Raw genomic sequence first — 23,081 nt, 5'->3', positions numbered from 1 at the left:
CGGACCCGTCACCGACTCGGCCCCGGCGGGCGGGACCGCCCTCATTCCCGCGGGATCGAGGCCTCCTCGCGGGCCACGTCGAGCGCGGCGTTGAACGCCTCGGTCGTCCAGCTCGCACCGGCCACCGTGTCCACGGACAGCCCGGCCAGCGGCCTGCCGACGACGACGTCGCCGATGGCCTCGGCGAAGGCGTCCTGGTGGTTCTTGGAGATCGTCGTGAACGGATGCCCCACGATCTGCACGTCGGTGATCGTGCCGTCCGCGATGGTCAGATGCACGTCGATGGTGTCCTCGCCGATGGGCCCGTACTGTCCGTTGATCGAGTACGTGCCGTCGGCGTACACGCCGGTGTCCTCGCCGGCGCAGCAGTCGTCGTCCGACGCATCGCCCGAAGCGTCGTCCGACGCGCCATCCGAGCCGGACGCATCCGACCCGTCGGCGTCATCGGCCGAATCGGCCTGCGACTGCGCGGTCTCGCCGGAGTTGCCGGCGTATTCGTCGTCCATCGGTACGGCCTTCGGCTCGCCGCACCCGGCGAGCAGCGTGGTCGCCGCCACCAGGCCGGCGAGCGCCAGCGCCGCCTTCCGTTCGTTGCCCATATGGTTCCCTTCCTGACTCACATGCCGTGCGGGCGCCGCGTCAGCCACGCGCTACGCACCGGTCTTGGCCGCCTTGGTCGGATCGGCGAACGCCTGCGCGGCCTCGCCGTGCTGCGCGCCCTCGACCTGCGCGCCAGTGGACGCCGGCCGGCCGCCGGCCGCCTCGTAGGCGAGCCGCGCCTGCTCGTCGTTCCACCGCTCGCCGACCAGCACGCCGTGGTTCAGCATGATCTCGCGCTGCGCGCAGGAGGCGACGAGCGCGTCATGCGTGACGACGATGATCGTCGTGCCCTGCTCATGCAGCTGGCGGAACAGGTCGAGCACGATATGCTCGTTCCTCTCGTCGAGGTTGCCGGTCGGCTCGTCGGCCAGGATCAGCTTCGGGCAGTTGATCAGCGCGCGGGCGATGCACACGCGCTGCTGCTCGCCGCCCGACAGCTGGCCCGGCAGATGATGGGCGCGGTCCTTGAGCCCGACGCGCCTCAGCGCCTCCATCGCCTGCGCCTCGTCGACCACCGAGTGGTAGTACTGCGCGACCATCACGTTCTCGACGGCGGTCAGATGCGGCACCAGGTAGAACTTCTGGAACACCAGGCCGATCACGTTCTTGCGCACGTCGGCCAGCTGCGTGGCGTTGAGGTCCTCCAGCCGGCGGCCCTCCAGCGTCACCGACCCGCGCGACGGCGAGTCCATGCAGCCGATGATGTTCATCAGCGTGGTCTTGCCCGATCCGGACGAGCCGACGATGGCCAGCCACTGGCCCTCGGGGACGGTCAGGCTCAGGTCGTCCACGGCGTTGAGGTCGCCGTAGGTCTTGGAGATGTGGTCGAGTTCGAGCAGCATGCCCGCTCCTTTCGCTGCGTCCGCCGCATGCCGACCATCCGGGCCGGCCGCGGTCGTGTTCCGATTCATGTCATTCCTCCCTCAGCACCACGGCCGGGTCGATGCGCGTGGCGCGCCGGATCGGCGGGACCGAGGCCACGACCGCGATCGCCATGCCCAGCGCCACGGCGAGCGCGCCCAGCGGCCACGAGAACGCGAGCGTGCGCTCGAACACGGTCACGCACAGCGCCCGGGCCAACGCGTACCCGATGCCGGCGCCGACCAGGCCACCGATCAGGCCGTACAGCGCCGATTCCACGGCGAACTCCGCCACGACCGACGACGAGGGCGCGCCCAGCGCCTTGCGCAGGCCGATCTCGTTGCGCCGCTGCGACACGATCGACGACATCGTCGTGGAGACGCCGACCAGCGTGAGCGCCAGCACCACGATGGACACCAGCCAGAACAGGGTCTGCAGCATCGTGACGATGCGCTGGTTCGACGCGGTCATCTTCGACACCTGCTGCGCGCCGACGGCCAGCGGCCCGTCGTTGAGCGCATCGACCAGCTCGCCGAGCCGGTCGCCGTCCGCGTCGGAGGAGAACTCGATGACGTCGGGCCCGCGGTCGCCGGCGAGCGCGGCGACATCGTCGGCGGTCGCGTAGATGATGCCGTCCTCGCTGCCGCCGGTGTCGAGGATGCCGGCCACGCGGTAGGCGACGCCGTCGCTTTCGAGGATGTCGGTGGAGACGCGGCCGTCGCGCATCTGCCCGCCGACCGTGTCGGAGCCGGCCGAAGGCACGTCGCCGGCGGTTTCGGCGTCCGCAGAGCCGGTCGAGAGCGCGTCGCCAGCGGTTTCGGCGTCCGTGGAACCGCCGTCACCATCGGCGGTGTCGCCGGAACCGACGGCAGAATCGGCGACGATGTCGCCGGAGCCGCCGTCACCATCGGTGCCGGCACCACCATCGGCACCGTCGGAGCGGTAGCCGATGGTGACGGTCGAGCCGATCCGCAGGCCCATCGCGTCGGCCACGTCGCCGCCGACCATCACCTGGCCGGCGGACGGCCAGTCGCCGTCGACGCTCCAGTGGCGGTTCAGCGCCTGCACCTCGTCGACGTCGATGCCGGCGAGCACGTACGGGGCCGAGTTGATGCGCACCGTCTCGTAGCGGTATGCGGCGTGGCGCGCGTCGCCGACGGCCTCGACCTCCTGCTCGACGGCGGCGACGGTGTCCTCGTCCATGCCGGCGGCGCCGTCGTCGGCCGACTGCCCGGTGACGATGAGGTTCGCGCCGTAGGAGCGCATCTCCTCGCTCATCTGCTGCGGCACGGCCAGGCAGATCGCGGCGAGGCAGAACAGCGTGGTCGCGCCGACCATCGAGGCGATCACGGCCATGACGGCGCGCGACCGGCGGCGGAACACCGCGCCGAACAGCATCGTGAGGAACATGCGGCGATTGGTCATGCGTCGGACGGACGGGCGGCGCGCGCCGCGCCCGGTGTTGCGATCAGCGGCCATGGAGCACCTCCGCGGGGCGTACGCCCAGAATCGAACGGATGGACGAGAACGAGGCGACGAGCACGGTGAGGGCCAGCAACACGGTCACGAGCACGAACACCATCGGGCGCATCGTGATGCCCGAGCCGAACACCACCCGCCCGACGATCTGCGCCGCGCCCACGCCGAGCAGCGAGCCGACCAGCGCGCCGGCCAGCGAGATCACGGCCGTCTCCATGAGCATGAGGCGCGACACGGCGCCGTCGGTGGCGCCGACCGCCTTGAGCAGCGCCAGCTCCGCCGACCGCTCGGCGATCGAGGCGGCCATCAGGTTGGCGACCGCGATGGCCGCGGCGACCAGGCTGAGCGCGGTCATCACGATCATCACCGCGCGGGTCTTGTTGAGCACGTCGCCCTGCAGTTCGGAGACCTGCCGCACCTGCTTGGCCACCGCGCCGGGGATCACCTCCTCGATCTGGTAGGCGATGGACGAGGCGTACGCCGTGCAGTACCAGGTCTCCCACTCCTCCTGGGTGAGCGCGGCGGGGTTGCGCGCGGCCTTGCGGGCCAGGTCGTTCTCCGGCGTGGTCAGCGCCTTGACCTCGATGGCGTCGACGAGGCCGTCCAGCCCGGTGAGCCCCTGCAGCGTCGACGACGGCAGGTAGAGCGAGCCGTTCTCCTCGTCGCCGGAATCGTAGATGCCCACGACCGTGCAGGTCGTCGTCGCGCCGCCGTAGCTCAGGGTGACGCTGCCGCCGGGCGCCGTGACGCCGAGGCTGTCGGCCAGGTCGGCGCCCAGCATCGCCTCGTCGGAGTCGTCGGCGGCCCAGGCGCCCTCGACACTCCACCACGAGCGCATGCCGTCGACGCCGACGACGGTGGTCTCGCCGGTCTCCAGGTCCAGCGTCCTATTGAACCAGGTGCCGACGGCCGGCACGTCCGTCACGCCCGCATCGTCGCCGTCGGCGGCCACGTCGACGTGCATCGTGAGCTTCGGGGCGAAGTTGGTGATGTTGAACGCCCAGAAGATCGTCTTGATCTTCGGCACGTCGGATTCGCCGAGGAACGACGTCGGGTCGGCTGCGTCGCCCTCGGTGTCGTACAGGTCGGCGATCACCGCGTCGGACTTGGGCTGCACGGTGATGTTCGAGCCGTACGTCGACAGCTCCTCGTTGAGCTTGTCGCCGACGTCGAACACGACGCCGAGCATCGCCACCGACACCGTGGCCGACAGGCAGACAGTGACGGCGATGAGCAGCCGCCGCCGGAACTGCCGGCTGAACGAGCGGAATATCATGCGCAGGAAGAACATCGGGCCCCCTTCCCGGTCACTTGAAGTGCGCCGACAGCGCGTCGAGGTCGGCCGCCTGGATGGTGATCGCGCCGTCGCCGATCTCGTACGGCAGCGGGACGGGGTTGCAGCCGCCCTTGAAGCCGATCGTCGCCAGGTTGATCGCCACGTCGCAGCGCTTGCAGATGATCTTGCCGTCCTGCTCGTAGTAGCCGGCGTCGCCGCAGGTCTCGCACGCGTCGAGGCCGATGCCGTACGCGCCGCCGTTCTTCTTGATGATGATGAACCGCATGACCGTGCCGTCGGCCGCCGTGTACTCGAAGCGGTGCAGGTGGCCGTCCTCGACCTGCGCGAACGAGATCGTCGCCACGCCGTCGGCCAGGGAGTACTCCTCCGGCTCGGAGATCACCGGCTCCTTGTTCGTCTCGTAGGTGCCCCAGGCGAGCGTCGCGGTCACCAGGATCATCGCGACCAGGCTCCACGCGCCGGCGGCCTTGGCGCGGCGGCGGAAGGCGATGCGCGAGCGCACGGCAGCCTCGTTCGGGCCGGTCGCCGCGGTGCGGAACCCGGCGACGATCGAGGCGACGGCGGGGATGGCGAACACCAGCGCCTGCGCGATCGTCATCTGCAGCCCGTGGTTGTGCACGAGGATGAGCACGCGGAACGCCGTGCCGTGCAGCACGAGGATCATCATGTTCATCAGCAGCGAGAACAGCTCGGCCAGATGGTGCAGCAGCTGCAGCACGACGACGAGCAGCACGGCGAGCGTGAACGCGCGGCGGACCGCGGTCGAGCGCATCGTGCGGAAGATCGCCGCGGCCGCCATCGCCGTGCCGATGCCGAGCAGGAAGCCGAGCGCGCGCAGCAGCATGTCGGAGGTGAACGGGGAGTCGCCGGTGTCGACGAAGTTGGTCAGCTGCAGGATCACGTCGGGGACGGCGAAGAACGCGGTGGCCGCGATGCCCGCGGCCGTCACGGCGTTCGCCGCGTCCATCAGGCCCCGGTGCCGCCGCCAGTCGCGGGTCAGCGCGCGGGCGCGCACAACCACGGCGATCATCAGCAGGTCGAGGACGACGCAGGCGATCAGCGTCGGCAGGTTGACGGTGGAGCGTCGCGTGACGACCGCCGTGCCGCGCAGCGCCGCGAACGCGATCGCGGCGACCAGGCCGACCGCCAGGCCGATCCGGCGCCATCGGTGGCTTCTCGGCCGGTCGCGCCCCTCGCCGACGGCGAGCAGCACGTCCGTGCCCATCACCAGCAGGCACAGGCCGAGCACGCCCGGCAACGCCTGTATGTATTGTCCCAGCATCGCGTTCCCTTTCCTGATACCGCGGCCCGGCGGCCCCGACGCCGCCGCGGCCGCGCGACCGGCCGCCCGTCATGCGGACGAGGACGGCCGCCCGCCGGCGACCGCCCTCATGTCGGTTTCGTCGGGATCCGTCACCACTGGTGGACGGTGTAGTCCCAGTCGAACGTGGCCTCGAGCGGCTCGGTCCACCAGCGGCCGGTCACGCCGGTCTCCGGGTCGGTGTGCAGCATCCAGCCGTTCTCGGCCGGGGAGTGGATCCTGAAGGTCAGCGTGTACTCGCCGTCCTGGTCGAGGGCGATGTTGCCGCCGTAGTGCGGGCCGTCGGAGGCGACCATCTCCATGAACGTGCCCTCCTGGGTGTTGGACGGGTCGTTCTTGTCGGTGATCACGTAGTCGACGGTCAGGCCGGGCACGAAGTCGCCCGCGCCGTAGCCGAGGTCGTTGCCCTCGAGCGCGGTGATGTCGGCCTCGAGGTGCAGGTTCGACTCGGCGGCGCTCAGGCCCATGCCGGCCGGCTCCATGTCGATCGGCTGGAAGTAGACGGCGGCCGCGTTGATCTCGCCCTCCAGCTCCACGTCGGTGCCGATCGGGATTTCCTCGAAGCCGGCGCCCGTGTCCGCGGTGGTGTCCGCGGTGTCCTCGGTGGTGCTCGAGGTCGCGTCGTCGGCCGCCGTGTCGGCGGTGCCGGCGCCGCAGGCCGACGCGGAGAAGGCGAGCGAGCCGGCGAGCAGCAGGCCCAGCAGCGCGGAAAGCTTGCGGTTCTTCATGATGGTGCTCTCTTTCGTTGATGGGATGGTGGGTTGGGTTGTCTTCAGAGGCGGTGAGGCCGGTGGCGCGACGCACGTCCGCGGCCGGTGCCGCCGGCATGTCGCCCGCCGGTCACTGCCGACCCGCCGTGCCGGCGCGCCGCCGCTGCCGGACGAGGCCGACGACGAACAGCGCGACCACCGCGGCGAGCGCGACGCCCTGCGCCGCCAGCGTCTCGGCGTACGGGTACAGGCCGATCCAGTCGTTGGTGGGCATGTTCGGCAGGTAGGTGCCGTCGATCAGGTCGCCCTCGATCAGCGAGTGCACGCCGCCGCCGGCGAAGATCACGACCATCACCGCCAGCAGCACCGAGGTCACGACGAAGAACGGGCCGATCGGGATGCGCACCGACGTGAAGCGGAACAGCAGGAAGACCGCGACAAGCGCCACCGCGGCGGCGATGCCGCCGGCCAGCATGCCCGAGGAGTCCTGCGTCATCGAGTAGATCGACTGGTAGAAGATCACCGTCTCGGCGCCCTCGCGGAACACCGCGAGGAAGCTCAGCGCCGCCAGCGACGCGACGCCGGCGAGCGTCACCCGGTCGGCGACGCCGGCGCTCCGGCTCGCCGCCTCGACCCCGGCCACCGCGGCCTCGGTCTTGGTGCGGATGTACCGGTTCCACGCGTCGACGCTCGACCGGCTGAGCATCCAGTTGCTGGTGTACAGCAGCATGCAGGTCGCCACGAGCGCGCACACGCCCTCCATGATCTCCTGCTGCGGGCCGCTGCCGCCGAACAGCACGGTGAAGACCGCCGCGACGACGCCCGAGCCGGCCAGGCCGACCGCCACGCCCAGGTAGATCCACTTCACCAGGCGGCGGTTGCCGGACTTGACCAGGTACGCGATGATCGCCGCGACCACAAGCAGCGCCTCCAGGCCCTCGCGGATCAGGATCAGGAACGCCTGGCCGAACGAGCTGGTGATGAAGCGGGTGAGGCCGTTGACGTCGTCGCCGGCGCCGCCGTCGAGCGCGGCCGCGTCCTCGACGAGCATCGCCTGAAGGTCGGCGATGTGCCCGCTCGCGTCCTCGCCCGCCGTCATGGCCTTGCGGCTGCTTTTGAACGTGTTCTCGACCAGCGAGACGCGGTCGCCGCCGATGGCGTTCATCACGTTCTTCTCGAAGCCGAGCTTCTCGTAGTACTGGTAGTACGCCTCGTTGACGAGCTCCGCGCCCCGCGCGCCGTCGCCGCCCTCCGCGGCCGCGAGCGCCTCGTCGAGCACGGCGGTCATCTCGCCGGCCACGTCGCTCCAGGTGCGGTCGCCGCGGCCCTCGTTCGTATTGACCTTCGCGGCGTCGAGCTGCTCACGCTCGGCCGCGGTCCGGTCGCTGCGGGCCTGCGCGTAGTCGCGCGGGTTCGCCAGGTCGGCGTTCGCGTCGAGCGTGGCCGCGCATTCGTCGATGTCCGCGATCAGCGCGGCGGACTGGGCGTCGATCTGCTCCTGCGAGCCCTGCTGGTAGGCGAGGGAGCGCAGGTCCTCGAACTGCTGCTTCTGGTCCTCGTAGCGTTCGGCGCCGATGGTGTCGTTGACGACCTTGGCGAAGTTCGAGGCGACGTAGTCGGTGTGGTACGCCGTGTTGAATGACGACGCGGCGCCGGCCATGTTGCCGTCGGCGTACCGTTGCGCGCCGTCGGCGAGGTCGGCCCCGATGGTCTCGGCCACGGCGGTCCACGAGTCGGCGTCGCCGGCGTCCGCGGCGTGCGCGGCGGCCAGCGGGGCCATGGCCAGCGCGAGCACCGTCAGCAGCGCGGCGACGACGGCGGTTATCCGGACCGCTGCGGCAGAACGCGAAACCATACTCGCCCCTCTCGTGCTTGCGTGTGCGCCTTCCATGGCGGAGGCGCGTGGCTGACGACACCCAAACGTAAAGCGGAACGAATCCAAAAAACAGTCTTGACTTTTACTGGGAACGGCGGTATTTCGGGTGCGGAAACCCCGGATTTTCATTCCACATAATGAGATTATCCGGTCCGCATGTCGATGCGAAATGCGGCCGGCGACCACCAGCCGGACGCCTCCGACGCCGAAACTTCCACCGGCACGACCCGCCGGGCACGTCGTCCCCGCGCGGCCAGGCACGACGGCCGCCCCTCCGCACGGCCCCGCCGCCAAGCCCTCCCCGGACGAGACACGCCTCCGCCCTCTCCCGACAAGACAACCCCGTCCGCCGACTCGCAGCCCCGCCGATTCCCGCCAGGCGACGCTTCGGCGCCGCCCCCCTTCCCGCCGCCCGACGATTGCCCTACGATGACTGGTCATGAAGGCGTTCCCGCACACCCTGGCGCTGCCGCAGGCGCTCGGCACCGGCATCATCATCCGCTCGACGCGGCCCATACCGCCCCGGATCCGCACGCTGGCGGCGGACTACGAGTCGGTGCTGTCGCGCTTCCGGGCCGACTCGACGCTCGCCGCGATGGCCGCGGCCGACCGTGGCGGCAGCTTCGACTTCCCCGGCTGGGCGGAGCCGCTGTTCGCCCTGTACGACCGCCTGTACGAGGCGACCGACGGGGCGGTCGACCCCTGCATCGGCGAGGCTCTGATCCGCCTGGGTTACGGCGCCGATTACGCCCTGACGTCGCCGGCATCGCCCCCACTCCCGGCAGTGGACACGATGGCCGTCCATGCCCCGACCGCCCACGACCCAGCCACCTGCGACCCGACCACCCACGACCCAGCCGGTCGCGCCCCGATCGCCTATGCCCCGGATGCCCGCATTCCGACCGCCTACGGCCCGGCCACTTGCGACTCGACCGCCCACGGCCCAGCCGCCCGCGCCTCAACCGTCCATGCTCCGGCCATCCGCATCCCGGCCACCCATGGTCCAATCGCCCATGCCCCGACCGCCCACAACCCGCTGGCACCCGACACATCCCCCGCGCCCGCGGAATCCCCCACGTCATGGTCCGCCATGCCGCCCCACCCGACCTGGCGCGACGACGTCGAGCGGCACGGCGCCACGCTGGTCACCCGCCGCGCGGTCCACCTCGACTTCGGGGCCTGCGGCAAGGGGTATCTGCTCGACCTGATCGCCCGAACGATGGGCCGCGACCCCGCGGCCGAGTTCGTCATCGACGCCGGCGGCGACCTGCTCGTCCGCACCGACGCCCCCATCACGATAGCGCTCGAGGACCCGCACGATACGACCAGGGCGGTCGGCACCGCCGCGATCGCATCCGGCGCGTTCTGTGCTTCGGCGCCGAGCCGGCGACACTGGGCCACCGCCGCCGGAGAGCAGGTCCACCACCTGCTCAGCGCCCTCGACGGCGCGCCGGTCGACGACGTCGCCGCCACCTGGGCGAGCGTCGGCGCCGACTCCCCCGAGCCGACCCCCGCCGCCTTGGCCGACGGCCTGGCCACGGCACTGTTCGTCGCCGATCCCGCCCGGCTGGCGAAGTTCTTCCGATTCGAATGCGTCGTCCTGCGCGCCGACCGCACGGCGCTGCGCAGTCGGCGATTCCCCGGCGACCTGTTCATCGGGGCCTAGTCGACTCTGTCCGGACGGGCCGGGCTCAACATGACCCGACATCGCCCGACAACGCCCCAATCAACTGCCCGCCCGACGGGCCAAGCATCCCCGCAGACTTCGAGAGATAGTCCGCGAAGATCGGCGCAACACCGCCAAACCCCGCGGACCATCCCCCAAACCCTGCGACACCCTTCGACGTGTCGACCCCGCCGACACGAGCCGACCGACACCATCCGACCTGGACCATGCCAAACAGACACGGGTCGGCCAGACGAACGCCGGCCGACCCGACACAATCCGCCGACCGGCCTCAGTCGGCCAGCGCGAACTGCGAGTTGTACAGCTGCGCGTAGAACCCGCCGGCCTCGAGCAGCTCCTCGTGCGTGCCGCGCTCGATGATGTCGCCCTGGTTCATGACCAGGATCATGTCCGCATCGCGGATCGTCGACAGGCGGTGCGCGATGACGAACGACGTGCGCCCGACGGTCAGCGCGTCCATCGCCTTCTGGATCAGCTCCTCGGTGCGCGTGTCGACCGACGAGGTGGCCTCGTCGAGGATGAGGATCGGCGCGTCCTGCACCATCGCGCGGGCGATGGTGAGCAGCTGCTTCTGCCCCTGCGACAGCGACGACTTCTCGTCGAGCACGGTGTCGTAGCCGTCCGGCAGCGAGCGGATGTAGCGGTCGAGGCCGACGGCCCTGCACGCGGCGACGATCTGCTCGTCGGTCACGCCACGCTTGGCGTAGGCGACGTTCTCGCGCACGGTGCCGCGGAACACCCAGGTGTCCTGCAGGACCATCGAGAACTGGTCGTGCACGTTCCAGCGCGGCACGGACCGGGTGTCGACGCCGTCGATCGTGATCGTGCCGCCGCTGATCTCGTAGAAGCGCATCAGCAGGTTGACCATCGTGGTCTTGCCGGCGCCGGTCGGCCCGACGATGGCGACCTTCTGCCCGGCCTTCACGGAGGCGGAGAAGTCGTGGATGATCGTCCGCTCGGGATCGTAGCCGAAGCTCACGTGGCTGAACTCGACGTCGCCGCGCACGGGGACGGGGTCGCCGTTGCCGTCATAGCCGAGCAGCCGGCGGCGGTGTTCGACCGGCACGACCGCCCGGCCGCCGTCACGCGCGGCACCGGCCGCGGCGGGCTCGCCGTCACCGGACTCCGGCAGCAGCTCCCCGCGCTCCGGCTCGGCCTCCATCTCCGGCTGGTCGAGGAACCCGAAGACGCGCTCGGACGCGGCGGCGCAGCGCTGCAGGTTCTGGAACGCCTGGGCGAACTGGCTGAGCGGCTGCGTGAACAGGCGGATGTACATCATGAACGCCACGATCACGCCGAACTCGATCCGCCCGCCCATCGCGAGCGCCGCGCCGACGACGCACACGACGACGTATCCGAAGTTGCCGATGAAGTTCATCATCGGCATCATCAGGCCGGAGAGGAACTGGCTCTTCCAGCCCGAGTCGTACAGGTCGGCGTTGTAGCGCTCGAAGCGGCGGATCGAGTCCGCCTCGCCGTTGTACGCCTTGACGACGATGTGCCCGTCGTACATCTCCTCGACGTGCCCGTTGACGTCGGCGAGCGCGATCTGCTGGCGGGTGAAGAACGTCTGCGACCTGCGCATGATGACGCCCATCGCCACGAGGCCCAGCAGGCAGCATGCGATGGCGCACAGCGTCATGACGACGTTGTTGTAGAACATCATGACCAGCGCGCCGACGAACAGCGTGGCCGAGGTGATCAGCGAGCCGACCGACTGGCCGAGCGTCTGGCCGATGGCGTCGACGTCGTTGGTGATGAACGAGAGCACGTCGCCGTGGCTGACCTTGTCGAAGTACTTCAGCGGCAGCTTGTTGATCTTGACGCTGATGGCCTCGCGCAGGTCCTGCGCGGCGCGCTGCGTGACGGTGGCCATCAGCCAGCTCTGCGCGTAGTTCAGCAGCGCGTAGCCCACGTACAGCGCCACCAGTGTCCACGCGATGCGCGTGACCGCGTCGAGGTCGATCGCGTTGAGCACGGGCGCGCCGTCCACCAGCGCCGGCAGCCCGGCGGAGATCTCGTTGGTGATGTTCTTCAGCTCGTTCGGTCCGACGATCTGGCAGATCGTGCCCGCCGCGCCGAGCACCAGACCGATGACGATCGCGGGGATGTACTTGCGGCAGAACCGCACGAGCCTGCCCATGACGGCGCCGAAGTCGTCGGGCCGTTCGACGGCGCGCCCGGCGCCGTGTCCCATATGTCCTGGCATGTGTTGCGTCCTTTCAGGCCCGCCGGTCAGGCGGCCAGTTCCTCGGGGGTGAGCTGCGATTCGGCGATCTGCCGGTAGACCGGGCAGGAGTCGAGCAGCTCCCGGTGCGTGCCCTCGCCGACGACGCGCCCGTCGTCGAGCACGACGATCAGGTCGGCGTCCATGATGGTGCCGACGCGCTGGGCGACGATGAGCTTGGTGCAGTCCCCGGCCCGTTCGGCGAGCGCGTCGCGTACCGCGCGGTCGGTTTTGAAGTCGAGCGCGGAGAAGGAGTCGTCGAACACGAGGATCTCGGGGTGGCGGTAGACGGCGCGCGCGATCGACAGGCGCTGCTTCTGCCCGCCGGAGACGTTCGATCCGGACTGGGCGATGGCGGCGTCGTACCGGCCGTCCATGCGTTCGACGAACTCGCTGGCCTGGGCCACGTCGCACGCGGCCCTCACCGCGGCCTCGCGCCCGGCGTCCGCCGCGCCCGGCGCGTCCGACGCGGCGAGCAGCTCGGCGCCATGCCGGCGGCCGGCGGCGGTGGACACGTCGGCGAGCTCGACGCGCCCGGCGTCGCCCGCATGGCCGCCGTAGGCGACGTTCGAGGCGACCGTGCCCTTGAACAGCGTGGAGCGCTGCGGCACGTAGCCGATCTTGTCGCGCAGCGCGTCGACGGCGTAGTCGCGCACGTCGACGCCGTCGACGAGGACCTGCCCCTCGGTCGCGTCGTAGAAGCGCGGCACCAGGTTGACCAGCGTGGATTTGCCGGAGCCGGTGGAGCCGATGAACGCGACGGTCTGGCCGCGTTCGGCGCGGAAGCTGACGTGCTCGAGCATCGGCTCGCGCGAGTCGGGGTAGGTGAAGCTCACGTCGCGGAACTCGACGGCGCCGACGCGGCCGGGCTCGCCCTCGCGGCGCGGCCCGTCGACGACGGACGGCTCGGTGTCGAGCACCTCGAGCACGCGCCTGGCGGAGACGTCGGCACGCGGCCACAGCACGAACACCATGCTCATCATCAGGAAGCTCATGATGACCTGCACCGAGTAGCTGGAGAACACGACCATGTTGGAGAACAGGGTGAGCTTGTCCTGCAGCCCGGCGGCGTCGATCAGGTAGGCGCCGATCCAGTACACGGCGAGCGACAGGCCGTTCATGATCGTGTTCATCGCCGGCATCATGATGGACATGGCGCGGTTCGTGTACAGCTGGGTGTCGGTCAGCTCCTTGTTGGCGGCGGTGAACTTGGCCTCCTGGTACCCCTCGGCGTTGTAGGCGCGCACGACGCGCAGGCCGGTGAGGTTCTCGTTGGCCACGAGGTTGATGTTGTCGGTCAGCTCCTGCATCCGGCGGAACTTCGGCATCACGAAGGCCATCAGCACGGCGACCATCACGAGCAGCACGGCCACGGCGATGCCGGTGGCCAGCGTCCACTCGAAGCCCTTGCCGACGATCTTGCACACGGCCCACACCGCCATGATCGGCGACTTGACGATGAGCTGCAGGCCCATCGTGATGAACATCTGGATCTGGGTGACGTCGTTGGTCGAGCGGGTGATGAGGCTGGCCGTGGAGAAGCGGTTCATCTCGGCCGGCCCGAACGACTCGACCTTGCGGAACTCCAGCGAGCGCAGGCGCTGGCTGAACGAGGCGGACACGCGGGCGGCGATGTAGCCGACGACGACGGAGCATGCGGCGGAGCCGAGCGCGACGAGCAGCATCTTGCCGCCGGCGACCCAGATGTCGCCCATCGCGCTGCCCTCGGTCTCCACGAGCGTGGTGATCTCGGACATGTAGTCGGGGAGCTTCAGGTCGAGCCAGACCTGCGCGACGACGAACAGCAGTCCGATGACCAGCTGCCCGACCTCGGCCTTGGAGAGGTATCTGCAGATGCGCAGCATAGGCATCCTTCCTAAATGCTTACGGTATTCAATATCTTCCACCGTAAGATATTACATAGCAAGCTGAAAGGATGCTGTGCGCATACGCCCATTCACCAAACGCTCACACACCGGCCGACCACGCACGCCGCCGGCCGCATGCACGCCGTCGCCCGCGCGCCGACGGCCCGGGCCCGCACGGCCCGCAGCCCGCGCCCATGCCGCTCGACGGCGCCCGCGCAACGCGCACGCCCTAGCCGCACACGCCCTAATGCGTTTCGCGCCCCGCGAAGGCCTCCTTCACCTGCTCGGGCGTGGGCGTCGGCCCGCCCGGCTTGCACAGCGACAGGTAGGCGGAGAACTCGCCGATCAGCTCGACCAGCTCGCGCGTGCGCCGCTCCCCCATCTGCGAGAACACCCAGCAGATATGCGCGCGCATCTCGTCGCGGTACCGGTTGATCTGCTCCTCGCCGGCCGCGGTCAGCGTCACGCGGATGCCCCGGCGGTCCTCCGGGTCGATGGCGCGGACGACGTACCCCTTCTTCTCCAAGGCACCCAGCACCGCCGAGATCCTGCCGGAGCTGACCTTGAGCGCCGCGGCGAGCTGCGAGGGGGTCGCCGAGCCGTGCTTGGCCAGGTATCGCAGCACGAACGACTCGCCCTTGCCGGCGCGCCGCACCTCGTCCCACATCGCCATGCCGCCGCTGGCATCGCCCATGATCGCCTCGAACGCCTCCTGCTCGAAACCCATCGGTTTCCTCCTCCGTCCCGCGCCCGCACCCGACAGACCGACGATGGCCCAACGGCACTGGTTCCGCCTTATCCGTTGATAATAAATATCTTACGGCATAAGTAATTTACGACGCCGCGCGGGACGATCAGCCCGGGAAATCCCCGAGGTCGATGGTCGGGGTGTCCATGCCGAGCGCCTTCATCTCCACGACCGGGTTCATGAACTCGCGCTCACGGGCGATCAGCCCGTCCCGCATCTCGAACGAATAGATGAAATGATTCTCGTAATGCACCGGGTCATGCCCCGGCAGGATCACCATGCCGGCGCCGTCGCATTCCGCCCACAGCCAATCAGGGTCGTCGGTGGTCCAGATGCGGATATTGCTCCACGTCCAGTCCGGGAAATGCTCGGACGACCACACATCGTATTGCGCGATCGCGTCGCGTCCCGCACAGAACACGGGTTCGCCGCTGTCCGAGGTCCACAGCCCCGAAACGCCGTCCCCGCAGAACAGCTCGTGGCGGCGCAGCAGCGCGTCGCCGTGCCCGGAATGCAGATACGTCTCCACCGTCGCACGGTTGCGGGCGCGGCGGTCGTCGTCACAAGTCACCATGCCTCCCATCATCGTCCGTTCCCGGACATCGCCGACGGCAGCGCGCCGGACCGCCCGCCCGTAGAGGGCCGACCGTACGGCCCCGCGGCGCCGTACGGCTCGCCGCTGTCGCCCGTGCGGGCCTATCATGGAGGCACAACCGAACGGGAGCCCGGAAGGGCTGAGAGGAAGCCTCGGGCTTCGACCGAACTTGATGCGGGTAATGCCGCCGTAAGGAACGGGTTGTCCACCAGCGTCGGGCGATGTCACGGCTTCTCGCCATCCGGGGTTCCCGCGATCGGCACAACCGAACAATGCATGCAGGGTCATGAAGGGGCGCACCACCTCACAGGGTACGGCCGCTTCAGCGACCCTTTTTTCATACCGCCGCGCCATCGGCGGTGGAGAGGGGGACGACCGATGATCGTCAACGGACAACCCGAGCCGCTGGACGGACCGACCAGCGTCGCCGATCTCATCGACAGGCACGGACTGCGCGCCGACCGCGTGGCCGTGGAGCTCAACGGCGAGATCGTGCCGCGCACCCGCCGCGCCGACACGATGCTCGACGACGGCGACACCGTGGAGATCGTCACGTTCGTGCAGGGCGGCTGACATGACCGGCACGACAGACGAGACGAACGCGGCCCGGCCGCCGCACGACGCCGACGACCGTCCGACGCACGACGGGGAGCTGCTGCGGGCCGTCCGCGGGGCGTTGCTCGAACGGCATACATCGGACGTCCAACGACGGCTCGACGACGCGCACGTCGCCGTCGCCGGGCTGGGCGGCCTGGGGTCGACCGTCGCCGTGGCGCTGGCGCGCATCGGCGTCGGACATCTGCACCTGGTCGACTTCGACCGGGTGGACATGACCAACCTCAACCGCCAGCAGTACTTCCTGACGGACGTCGGACGCTACAAGACCGAGGCGCTGCGCGACATCGTCGCGCGCATCAACCCGTTCCTCGACGTGACGACGGACACCCTGAAGGTCACCGAGGATCGGGTGCCGGAACTGTTCGCGCACGACGACATCGTCTGCGAGGCGTTCGATGTCCCGGAGAACAAGACCATGCTCGTCGACGCGGTGCTGGGGTCCCTGCCCGACACGACCGTGGTCGCGGCCTCGGGCATGGCGGGCTGGCGCAGCGCCAACCTCGTGACGACGAGACGGATCGCCCGCCGCTTCTATCTGTGCGGCGACGGCGAGACCGCGCCGACGCCCGGGGCCGGGCTGATGGCGCCGCGCGTCGGGGTCGTCGCCTGCCACGAGGCGAACATGATCGTCCGGCTCATCCTCGGCGAGACCGAGCCGTGACGACGGCCGCCACGGCAGCGGAACACGCGACGGCCGTCCGGCCCCATGCACGAACCCTATAAGGAAAATCCATCGACCAATCGCAAAGGAAAGGCACACCCATGACCGACACCACACCGACCGGCGCCCCCGCGCCGACAAGCGCCGACGACGACCTGGACGCCCTGATCGGCACCGCCACGAACACCGCGGTGCTGCCCGAACCCGGCGAGCACGCCTACGACGACATCGCCACCGGCGACACCGACCCGCTGATCCTCGGCGGCCACCATTTCACCAGCCGCTTCATCCTCGGCTCCGGCCGCTACGACCTCAACCTCATCAAGGCGACGATCGCCAACGCGGGCACGCAGATCGTCACGATGGCGCTGCGCCGCTGCCGCACCACCGACAACAACCTGCTCGACTACATCCCCGAGGGCATCACGATGCTGCCGAACACCTCCGGCGCGCGCAACGCCGAGGAGGCCGTCCGCATCGCCCGCCTCGCGCGCGAGGTGTGCCAGACGGACTTCGTGAAAATCGAAATCGAACACGAGACCAGGTACCTGCTCCCCGACAACGCCGAAACCGTCAAGGCCACCGAGATCCTGGCCAAGGAAGGCTTCGTCGTGATGCCATACATGTTCCCGGACCCGATTGCGGCCAGGCAGCTCGAGGACGCCGGCGCCGCCTGCGTGATGCCGCTCGGCTCCCTGATCGGCTCGAACAAGGGCCTGCGGATGCGCGACTTCATCGAGGTGATCATCCGGAACGCGAATGTGCCGGTGATCATCGACGCGGGCATCGGCCGGCCGAGCCAGGCCGCCGAGGCGATGGAGATGGGCGCCGACGCGGTGATGGCGTACACGGCGATCGCCAGCGCCGGCAACATCCCGGTGATGGCGCGCGCCTTCAAACATGCGATCGAAGCCGGCCGCGAAGCGTACCTCGCCGGCCTCGGCAAGGTCACCGAGGGGCATGCGGTGCCGTCCAGCCCCACCGACGCCGCCGACTACATCGGCTGACGCCGGCGTCCCCGGTTTCCGGCGGCCGTCCGGGAACCGGGGACGGAAACCGGCGTGCCGCGCCGACCGCTAATGCGCGTCCCGGCGCGGCCCCTGGCCGAGCGCGGCCCTGAGGTCGCGGTTCTGGAAGCGCTCGTGCAGCAGACAGTAGCCGCCGAACAGCACGAGCCAGACCAGGCCGGCGATGCCCGAGCCGCGGGTGTCGTCCGCCAGGAACAGCGTAGCGTAGACGAACACGAAGAACACGATGGCGATGGTGTTCGTCACCTTCCAGGCGGGCATCACGAAGCCGTCGGGGGCGAAGTCCGCGGACCGGCGGTAGCGGCGGTGCGCGACCATCGTCAGGATGTAGATGAACAGGAACACGGCGCTCGACGCGGACGAGAACAGCACGAACGCGCTGGAGACCTGCGGGAACGCGTTGATGATCGGCGACATGATGATCAGCGCCGCCGAGACGAGGATGGCGCGCGCCGGCACCTTGCGCGACGAGACGACGCCGACCTTCCGCAGCACCGGCGAGTCCGACTCGGACGCGATCTGGTAGAGGTGGCGGCCGGCCGAGTACAGCAGCGAGTTCAGCGCGGAGCTCGCCGCGGTGATCACGACGAAGAACACCAGCGCCGACGCCCAGTTCAGCCCGGCGAACTGGAACACCATGATGAACGGCGAGGCGAAGGAGCCGTCCTCGTTCGCGGTGAAGTTGCGCCACGGCACGATCGCCATGATCGCGATCAGCGCGCCCACGTAGAAGATCAGGATGCGGATGATGATCTGGTTGATCGCCTTCGGCAGCACCTTGCGCGGGTTCTTGGTCTCGGAGACGGTGACGCCGACGAACTCGATCATCTCGTAGGCGAAGAACACCATCTGGAAGCTCATCAGGAACGCCATCCACCCGTTCGGCGCGAGCGACAGCCCGTCGAGGATGTTGTCGAGCCCGGCGTGGCCGGCCGGCGTGACGACGTCCGAGCCGGTGATCTGCACGGCCGGGTAGTGGTAGCCGATCACCACCATGACCACGGCGGTCGCGATCATCGCGACGATCAGCGTGATCTTGATCATCGAGAACCAGAACTCCACCTCGCCGAACACCTTGACGGCGATGAGGTTGACGCCGACCAGCGCCACGAGGAAGCACAGCTCGATCAGCCATTTCCATGCGCTCACGTCGATGCCGAAGGTCTCGAAGAACGTGACGAAGTACGTCGAGACGGCGGTGATCTCGGTCATGCCGAGCAGCACCAGCGCCACCCAGTACGACCAGCCGGCGAACCGCCCCCAGCCGCGGCCGAGGTAGCGCTCCACGAAGTTGATGAACGTATGCTGGCTCGGGTCGCGGTACATCATCTCGCCGATGGCGCGCATCAGCAGGAACATCACGACGCCCACCAGGATGTACACCAGGATGATGCTCGGACCGGTCAGGCTGATCGACTTGCCCGAACCGAGGAACAGACCGGTGCCGATCGTGCCGCCGATCGCGATGAACTGGACGTGCCTGTTGCTCAGGCCGCGCTCCATCTCATTGCCGGAGTCCAGCGACTCCACCGATTTCAGATCCTGCACGCCGGCCTGCGCCGTCGCGTCCGCGGGGCGATGCCCCCGCGCGTCCGTGCTCTCTTCAGTCATAGGCAGGCATTGTACGGCGCCCATGTAACCGCGCCCCGTAAACGTCCACCATATGTCTCACATTCCGGCCAAACCGGTTCGCCGACCGGAGACCGACCACCCTATGCAGCCCCCGACGTTCGTGGCCCGGCCTCACTCCACGCTCTTGAGCGAGCTGACCGGGTCGATCCGGTCGAGCACCGGATTGGTGAGCAGCTGCACCAGCAGCGCGAACACCAGCGTGGCCGCCGCGGCGATCAGGTAGCTCCACCAGAACACCTCGACCTCGAAGTAGATGCCGGGCATGTTCAGCGCCGCGGTCAGCAGCCCGCCGACGAACCGGCCGAGCGGCAGCCCCACCACGATGCCCACCCCGGTCAGGATCAGCATCTCCTTGTTCACGTACGTGTGCACCTCGCGGTCGTAGAAGCCCAGCACCTTCAGCGTGGCCATCTCGCGCACGCGCTCCGAGACGTTCGTGTTCGCCAGCGTGAACAGCACGACCAGCGCCAGCCCGCCGGCGAGCGCGACGATCAGCGCGACCACCGCGCCCATCAGCTCGAACGTGAACCCGCGCTCCATGTCCTCGCAGCTGACGGCGCTGACCACGGACGGGTCGCGCTGCAGCTCCTCCGCGTAGGCGACCTGCTCGTCGCCGTCGCCGTCGTAGCGCGCAAGCACCGCGTTCAGCGTCAGCGGCGCGTCGTCGTCGAACGCGTCGCGGTACGCCTCCTCGCCGATGTACACGTCGGAGCCGATGACGTTCCGGCTGACCGCGGTCACGGTCACCTCGCCGTGCCGCATGCTGCCGTCGACCAGCGAGACCACGTCACCCTTCCCGATGCCCAGCGACGCGGCGGCGGACTGCGAGACGATTACATCGTCGTCGCCGAGCGTGACCTCGGCGCGGCCGGCGTCGACGTCCTGCAGCGCGATCATGTCGCCGAACTCGGCGCCGGAGCCGTCCGGCACGACCAGCAGCTGGACGGTCGCGCTGCCGTCGTCGCCCTGCAGCTCGCCGCTTTCCACCCGCAGGCGCATCGGGTCGCTCACGTCCGCGTCGCCGGTGACCAGGTCGGCCATCGTCTGCGCGTTCGCGTCGCTGGACACGACCATCAGGTCGTACCGGTAGATGTCCTCGTACTGCTTGGGGCCGAGCATGTCGACCGAATCGTTGATGGCCAGGCCGCACACGATGAGCGCGGTGCAGCCGGCGACGCCGCCGACCGTCATGATCAGGCGGCTCTTGAACCGGAAGATGTTGCGCACGGTCACCTTGTTGAGGAATCCCAGCCGCCGCCACAGCGGGCGGATGCGCTCGAGCAGCACGCGCGAGCCGGCCTTCGGCGCCTTGGGCCGCATCAGCTCGGCGGGCGTCTGCCGGAACTCGCCCATGCAGGCGGCCACGGTGGCCACCAGCACGGCGACGACGAACAGCGCGATGCCCGCGCTGCCGTACAGCCAGTCGTATTCGAGCCGGATGTCCGGGATCACGTACATGTTCTCGAGCACCACCAGCAGGAACGCCGGGATGCCGAGGAACCCGACGAGCAGCCCCAGCCCGCCGCCGATCAGGCACGCCAGTATCGCGAACAGCACGTAGCGCAGGGCGATGGCGACGTTGCCGTACCCCAGCCCGGTGTAGGTGCCGATCAGCCCGCGCTCCTCCTCGACCATGCGGGTCATCGTCGTCAGGCTCATCAGCACGGCGACCAGCAGGAACACGACGGGGAACGCCAGGCCGAGCGATTCGATCGAGCTGACGTCGGAGTCGAGCGACGAGTAGCCGCCGATCGACGAGCGGTCCTGCACGTACCAGCGGGCGGCCGCGATGTCGTCGATGGTCTGCTGTTGCCGCGCGAATTCGTCGTCGGCGGTCTGCCGTTGGGCGTCCAGCTCCGCCTGCGCATCGGCCAGCTGCCGTTCGCCGTCCTCCAGCTGGGCCTCGCCGTCCTCGACCTGCTTCAAGCCGTCCTCGACCTGCTGTTTGCTGGCCGCCAGCTGCGCGGCCTGCGCCTCGAGCTGCGCGGACTGCATCTCCAGCGCGGTCGCGTTCGCCTCGAGCTCGGCCGAGCGGCTGTTGAGTTCGTCGGCGCCGGCGGCGGCCTCGTTCTCGCGCGCGGTGAGCTCGGCGTTCCGGGCGTCGAGCTCGGCCTGCCCCTGGTCGAGCTGCGCGCCGGCGTCGTCGAGCTGCGTCTTCGCCTGCTCCATCTGGGCGATCGTCGCGGCGAGCTGCTCCTTGATGGCGGACGGCGTCATGTCGGGGTCGACGTCGAATCCCGCGTCGATCAACGCCTGCACGATCCGGTCCCACGCCTCGGGGTCGATGTCCCCGCCCGGCAGCTGGTCGAGCATCGACTGGATCCGCTGCAGCGCCGGCAGCATCTGGATCTGCGCGTATCCCGAGTCGATCTGGGCGCGGCTGGCGTCGATCTGCCGCTGGGCCTCGGTGATCTGCTGGCGGGCTGCGGTCAGCTGCTGCTGGCCGGACTCGAGTTCGGCGCGGGCGTCCGCGATCTGCTGGCGGCCGTCCGCGATCTGGGCGCGCGCGTCGGCGATCTGCTGGCGGCCCTGCGCGACCTGGGTCTCGCCGCTGCCGATCTGGGTCCGGGCCGACTCGAGCTGGGTCCTCGTGTCGGCGAGCGTGCGCCGGTTCTCGTCCAGCGTCGCCTGCTGTTCGTCGATCTGCGCCTGCGCGTCGTCGAGCTGCGCGTAGGCGTCGGCCTTGGCCCGGTCGAGCCGGTCCTGCGCCTCGGCGACGATGCGGTCGCGCCGGGCGACCTGCCGGTCGTCCTGCACGGTGTCCTCGATGCGCGCGGCCACCTCGCCGACCAGCGCGTCGTACTCGTCGCCGAAGGTGTCGAGGTCGGCCGCGCCCTCGACGCTCAGGCTGATCGCCGTGTACACGTTGCCGGTCACGCCGTCGCTCGGCGCGAAGAACACGTAGTCGGCGGTCGTCGGGCTGCGGAACGCCGAGGTCGCGTAGCCGTCCGGGTTCGTCAGGTCGCCGGGGTCGAGCACCTGCGCGGTGATCGTCAGTTCGGTGGGGAACGACGGCGAGGTCTCCTCGTCGCCGTCGCCGGAACCGGAGCCGTCGGCCTCGTCGCCTCCGGAGCCAGCGGCCCCGCCGGCCTCCCTCGCGTCGGCGGCGGCATCGGAGCCGCCCGGATCCGCCGCGTCCGCATCGCCGGCGCCGTCGCCGGCCTCGCCGGACTCGCCGCCGGACGACGCCTCTCCGGACGCGTCGTCGCCGCCCAGCCCGGCGAGCGCGCCGTCCTGCTCGACCGGCGTCACCGTGATCGTGTCGCCGATCCCAAGCCCCGAATCCAGCAGGAACTTCTCGGTGACGGCGACCTCGCCGGCCTCGTCGGGTATCTCGCCCTCCTGCACGAACGGCAGGTCGAGCCCCGCGACGCCGATCTCGGTCATCGTGACGCTTTTGGGAGTGCCGTCCACGTCCGTCTCCACGCTCTGCGTGCGCTCCGGCTGCACGACGCCGACCCCCTCGACGCGCCGCAGCGCCGCGACGTCGTCGTCGGTCAGGCCGTAGGTGGACAGCACCTGGATGTCGTGCAGCCCCTGGGTGTCGTAGAAGCGGTCGGCCGCCATGAACATGTCGCGGCACCCGGCGTAGATGCCGGTGAGCACGGCCACGCCAAGCAGCGAGATCGCGGCGATCGACAGGAACCGCTTCCAGCTGCGCAGCCAGGAGCGCCCGGTGTCCTTGACGAACGCGCGGCCCGCCCACCGTCCGGTGCGGCCTCCCGCCACGCCCCCGCTCCCCCGCGCCCGGCCGCCGGAGTCGGGATCGGCGACCGCGCCCAGGCGGCGGCGGACGTCGTCCGAGGCGACGCCCGCCGCGCCCGAACGCGAATGCCGACTGCGTCGTCCGGCCATCGTCCTCACCTGCCCTTC

At 69.6% G+C, this 23,081-nt stretch carries 17 protein-coding genes; 4 read left to right on the top strand and 13 right to left on the bottom strand.

From position 1 onward, the window contains the following. Nucleotides 1–41: 41 nt before the first annotated feature. The 7 genes from KIH73_RS04125 to KIH73_RS04095 all read right to left on the bottom strand — a co-directional run bounded on the left by KIH73_RS04125 (nt 42) and on the right by KIH73_RS04095 (nt 8,123). On the bottom strand, nt 42–599 hold the full coding sequence (locus KIH73_RS04125; RefSeq protein ID WP_219080883.1) for an FMN-binding protein: 558 nt from the start codon (nt 597–599) through the stop codon (nt 42–44). Between the two features lie 51 nt (nt 600–650). Next, the gene (locus KIH73_RS04120) at nt 651–1,442 is read right to left on the bottom strand and encodes an ABC transporter ATP-binding protein (RefSeq protein WP_219080881.1); all 792 of its coding nucleotides are present in this window, start codon (nt 1,440–1,442) and stop codon (nt 651–653) included. A 70-nt stretch (nt 1,443–1,512) separates the two neighbouring features. Beyond that, on the bottom strand, nt 1,513–2,886 hold the full coding sequence (locus KIH73_RS04115) for an ABC transporter permease (RefSeq protein ID WP_219080879.1): 1,374 nt from the start codon (nt 2,884–2,886) through the stop codon (nt 1,513–1,515). Between the two features lie 43 nt (nt 2,887–2,929). Further along, on the bottom strand, nt 2,930–4,231 hold the full coding sequence (locus tag KIH73_RS04110) for an ABC transporter permease (protein ID WP_219080877.1): 1,302 nt from the start codon (nt 4,229–4,231) through the stop codon (nt 2,930–2,932). A 16-nt stretch (nt 4,232–4,247) separates the two neighbouring features. Continuing rightward, entirely contained in the window at nt 4,248–5,519 is a 1,272-nt protein-coding gene (locus KIH73_RS04105) for a Fe-S-containing protein (RefSeq protein ID WP_219080875.1), read from the bottom strand. A 131-nt stretch (nt 5,520–5,650) separates the two neighbouring features. Then, nucleotides 5,651–6,289 (bottom strand): iron transporter, encoded by a 639-nt coding sequence (locus tag KIH73_RS04100; RefSeq protein WP_338023952.1) that lies wholly within the window; start codon nt 6,287–6,289, stop codon nt 5,651–5,653. 109 nt (nt 6,290–6,398) lie between these two features. Further along, complete coding sequence (locus tag KIH73_RS04095; RefSeq protein ID WP_219080871.1) at nt 6,399–8,123, bottom strand: FTR1 family iron permease; 1,725 nt, start codon at nt 8,121–8,123, stop codon at nt 6,399–6,401. Between the two features lie 460 nt (nt 8,124–8,583). Here KIH73_RS04095 and KIH73_RS10845 point away from each other — a divergent pair, with 460 nt between their 5' ends. After that, nucleotides 8,584–9,810 carry an FAD:protein FMN transferase gene (locus KIH73_RS10845; RefSeq protein WP_236022567.1) on the top strand — a complete coding sequence of 409 codons (1,227 nt, stop codon included), beginning with the start codon at nt 8,584–8,586 and terminating at the stop codon, nt 9,808–9,810. A gap of 292 nt (nt 9,811–10,102) precedes the next feature. Here the strand turns inward: KIH73_RS10845 and KIH73_RS04085 are convergent, their stop codons facing one another. From KIH73_RS04085 to KIH73_RS04070, 4 genes are all read right to left on the bottom strand, one after another. Next, on the bottom strand, nt 10,103–12,040 hold the full coding sequence (locus KIH73_RS04085) for an ABC transporter ATP-binding protein (RefSeq protein WP_219080869.1): 1,938 nt from the start codon (nt 12,038–12,040) through the stop codon (nt 10,103–10,105). A gap of 26 nt (nt 12,041–12,066) precedes the next feature. Continuing rightward, complete coding sequence (locus KIH73_RS04080) at nt 12,067–13,923, bottom strand: ABC transporter ATP-binding protein (RefSeq protein WP_219080867.1); 1,857 nt, start codon at nt 13,921–13,923, stop codon at nt 12,067–12,069. A gap of 247 nt (nt 13,924–14,170) precedes the next feature. Beyond that, the gene (locus KIH73_RS04075; protein WP_219080865.1) at nt 14,171–14,653 is read right to left on the bottom strand and encodes a MarR family winged helix-turn-helix transcriptional regulator; all 483 of its coding nucleotides are present in this window, start codon (nt 14,651–14,653) and stop codon (nt 14,171–14,173) included. Between the two features lie 127 nt (nt 14,654–14,780). Next, the gene (locus KIH73_RS04070; RefSeq protein WP_236022566.1) at nt 14,781–15,248 is read right to left on the bottom strand and encodes a PhzA/PhzB family protein; all 468 of its coding nucleotides are present in this window, start codon (nt 15,246–15,248) and stop codon (nt 14,781–14,783) included. Between the two features lie 399 nt (nt 15,249–15,647). Here KIH73_RS04070 and thiS point away from each other — a divergent pair, with 399 nt between their 5' ends. The 3 genes from thiS (at nt 15,648) to KIH73_RS04055 (ending at nt 17,555) form a co-directional block, all read left to right on the top strand. Further along, nucleotides 15,648–15,842: a sulfur carrier protein ThiS gene (thiS, locus tag KIH73_RS04065; protein WP_219080861.1), complete on the top strand. Its 195-nt coding sequence runs from the start codon at nt 15,648–15,650 to the stop codon at nt 15,840–15,842. Nucleotide 15,843: 1 nt separating this feature from the next. Next, the gene (gene thiF / locus KIH73_RS04060; RefSeq protein WP_219080860.1) at nt 15,844–16,548 is read left to right on the top strand and encodes a sulfur carrier protein ThiS adenylyltransferase ThiF; all 705 of its coding nucleotides are present in this window, start codon (nt 15,844–15,846) and stop codon (nt 16,546–16,548) included. Nucleotides 16,549–16,649: 101 nt separating this feature from the next. Further along, nucleotides 16,650–17,555, top strand: coding sequence for a thiazole synthase (locus KIH73_RS04055; RefSeq protein ID WP_219080858.1), 906 nt, complete (start codon nt 16,650–16,652; stop codon nt 17,553–17,555). 69 nt (nt 17,556–17,624) lie between these two features. On the opposite strand, the gene KIH73_RS04050 is transcribed toward KIH73_RS04055, so the two are convergent. Next, the gene (locus KIH73_RS04050; RefSeq protein ID WP_219080857.1) at nt 17,625–19,187 is read right to left on the bottom strand and encodes an amino acid permease; all 1,563 of its coding nucleotides are present in this window, start codon (nt 19,185–19,187) and stop codon (nt 17,625–17,627) included. Between the two features lie 132 nt (nt 19,188–19,319). Continuing rightward, the gene (locus KIH73_RS04045; RefSeq protein ID WP_236022565.1) at nt 19,320–23,063 is read right to left on the bottom strand and encodes an FtsX-like permease family protein; all 3,744 of its coding nucleotides are present in this window, start codon (nt 23,061–23,063) and stop codon (nt 19,320–19,322) included. Between the last annotated feature and the right edge of the window lie 18 nt (nt 23,064–23,081).

This window comes from Bifidobacterium phasiani (assembly GCF_019331775.1).
Classification (GTDB): Bacteria; Actinomycetota; Actinomycetes; order Actinomycetales; family Bifidobacteriaceae; genus Bifidobacterium; species Bifidobacterium phasiani.
The sequence above is the reverse complement of the archived record's forward strand: the minus strand, read 5'-3'. Positions and strand labels throughout refer to the sequence as shown.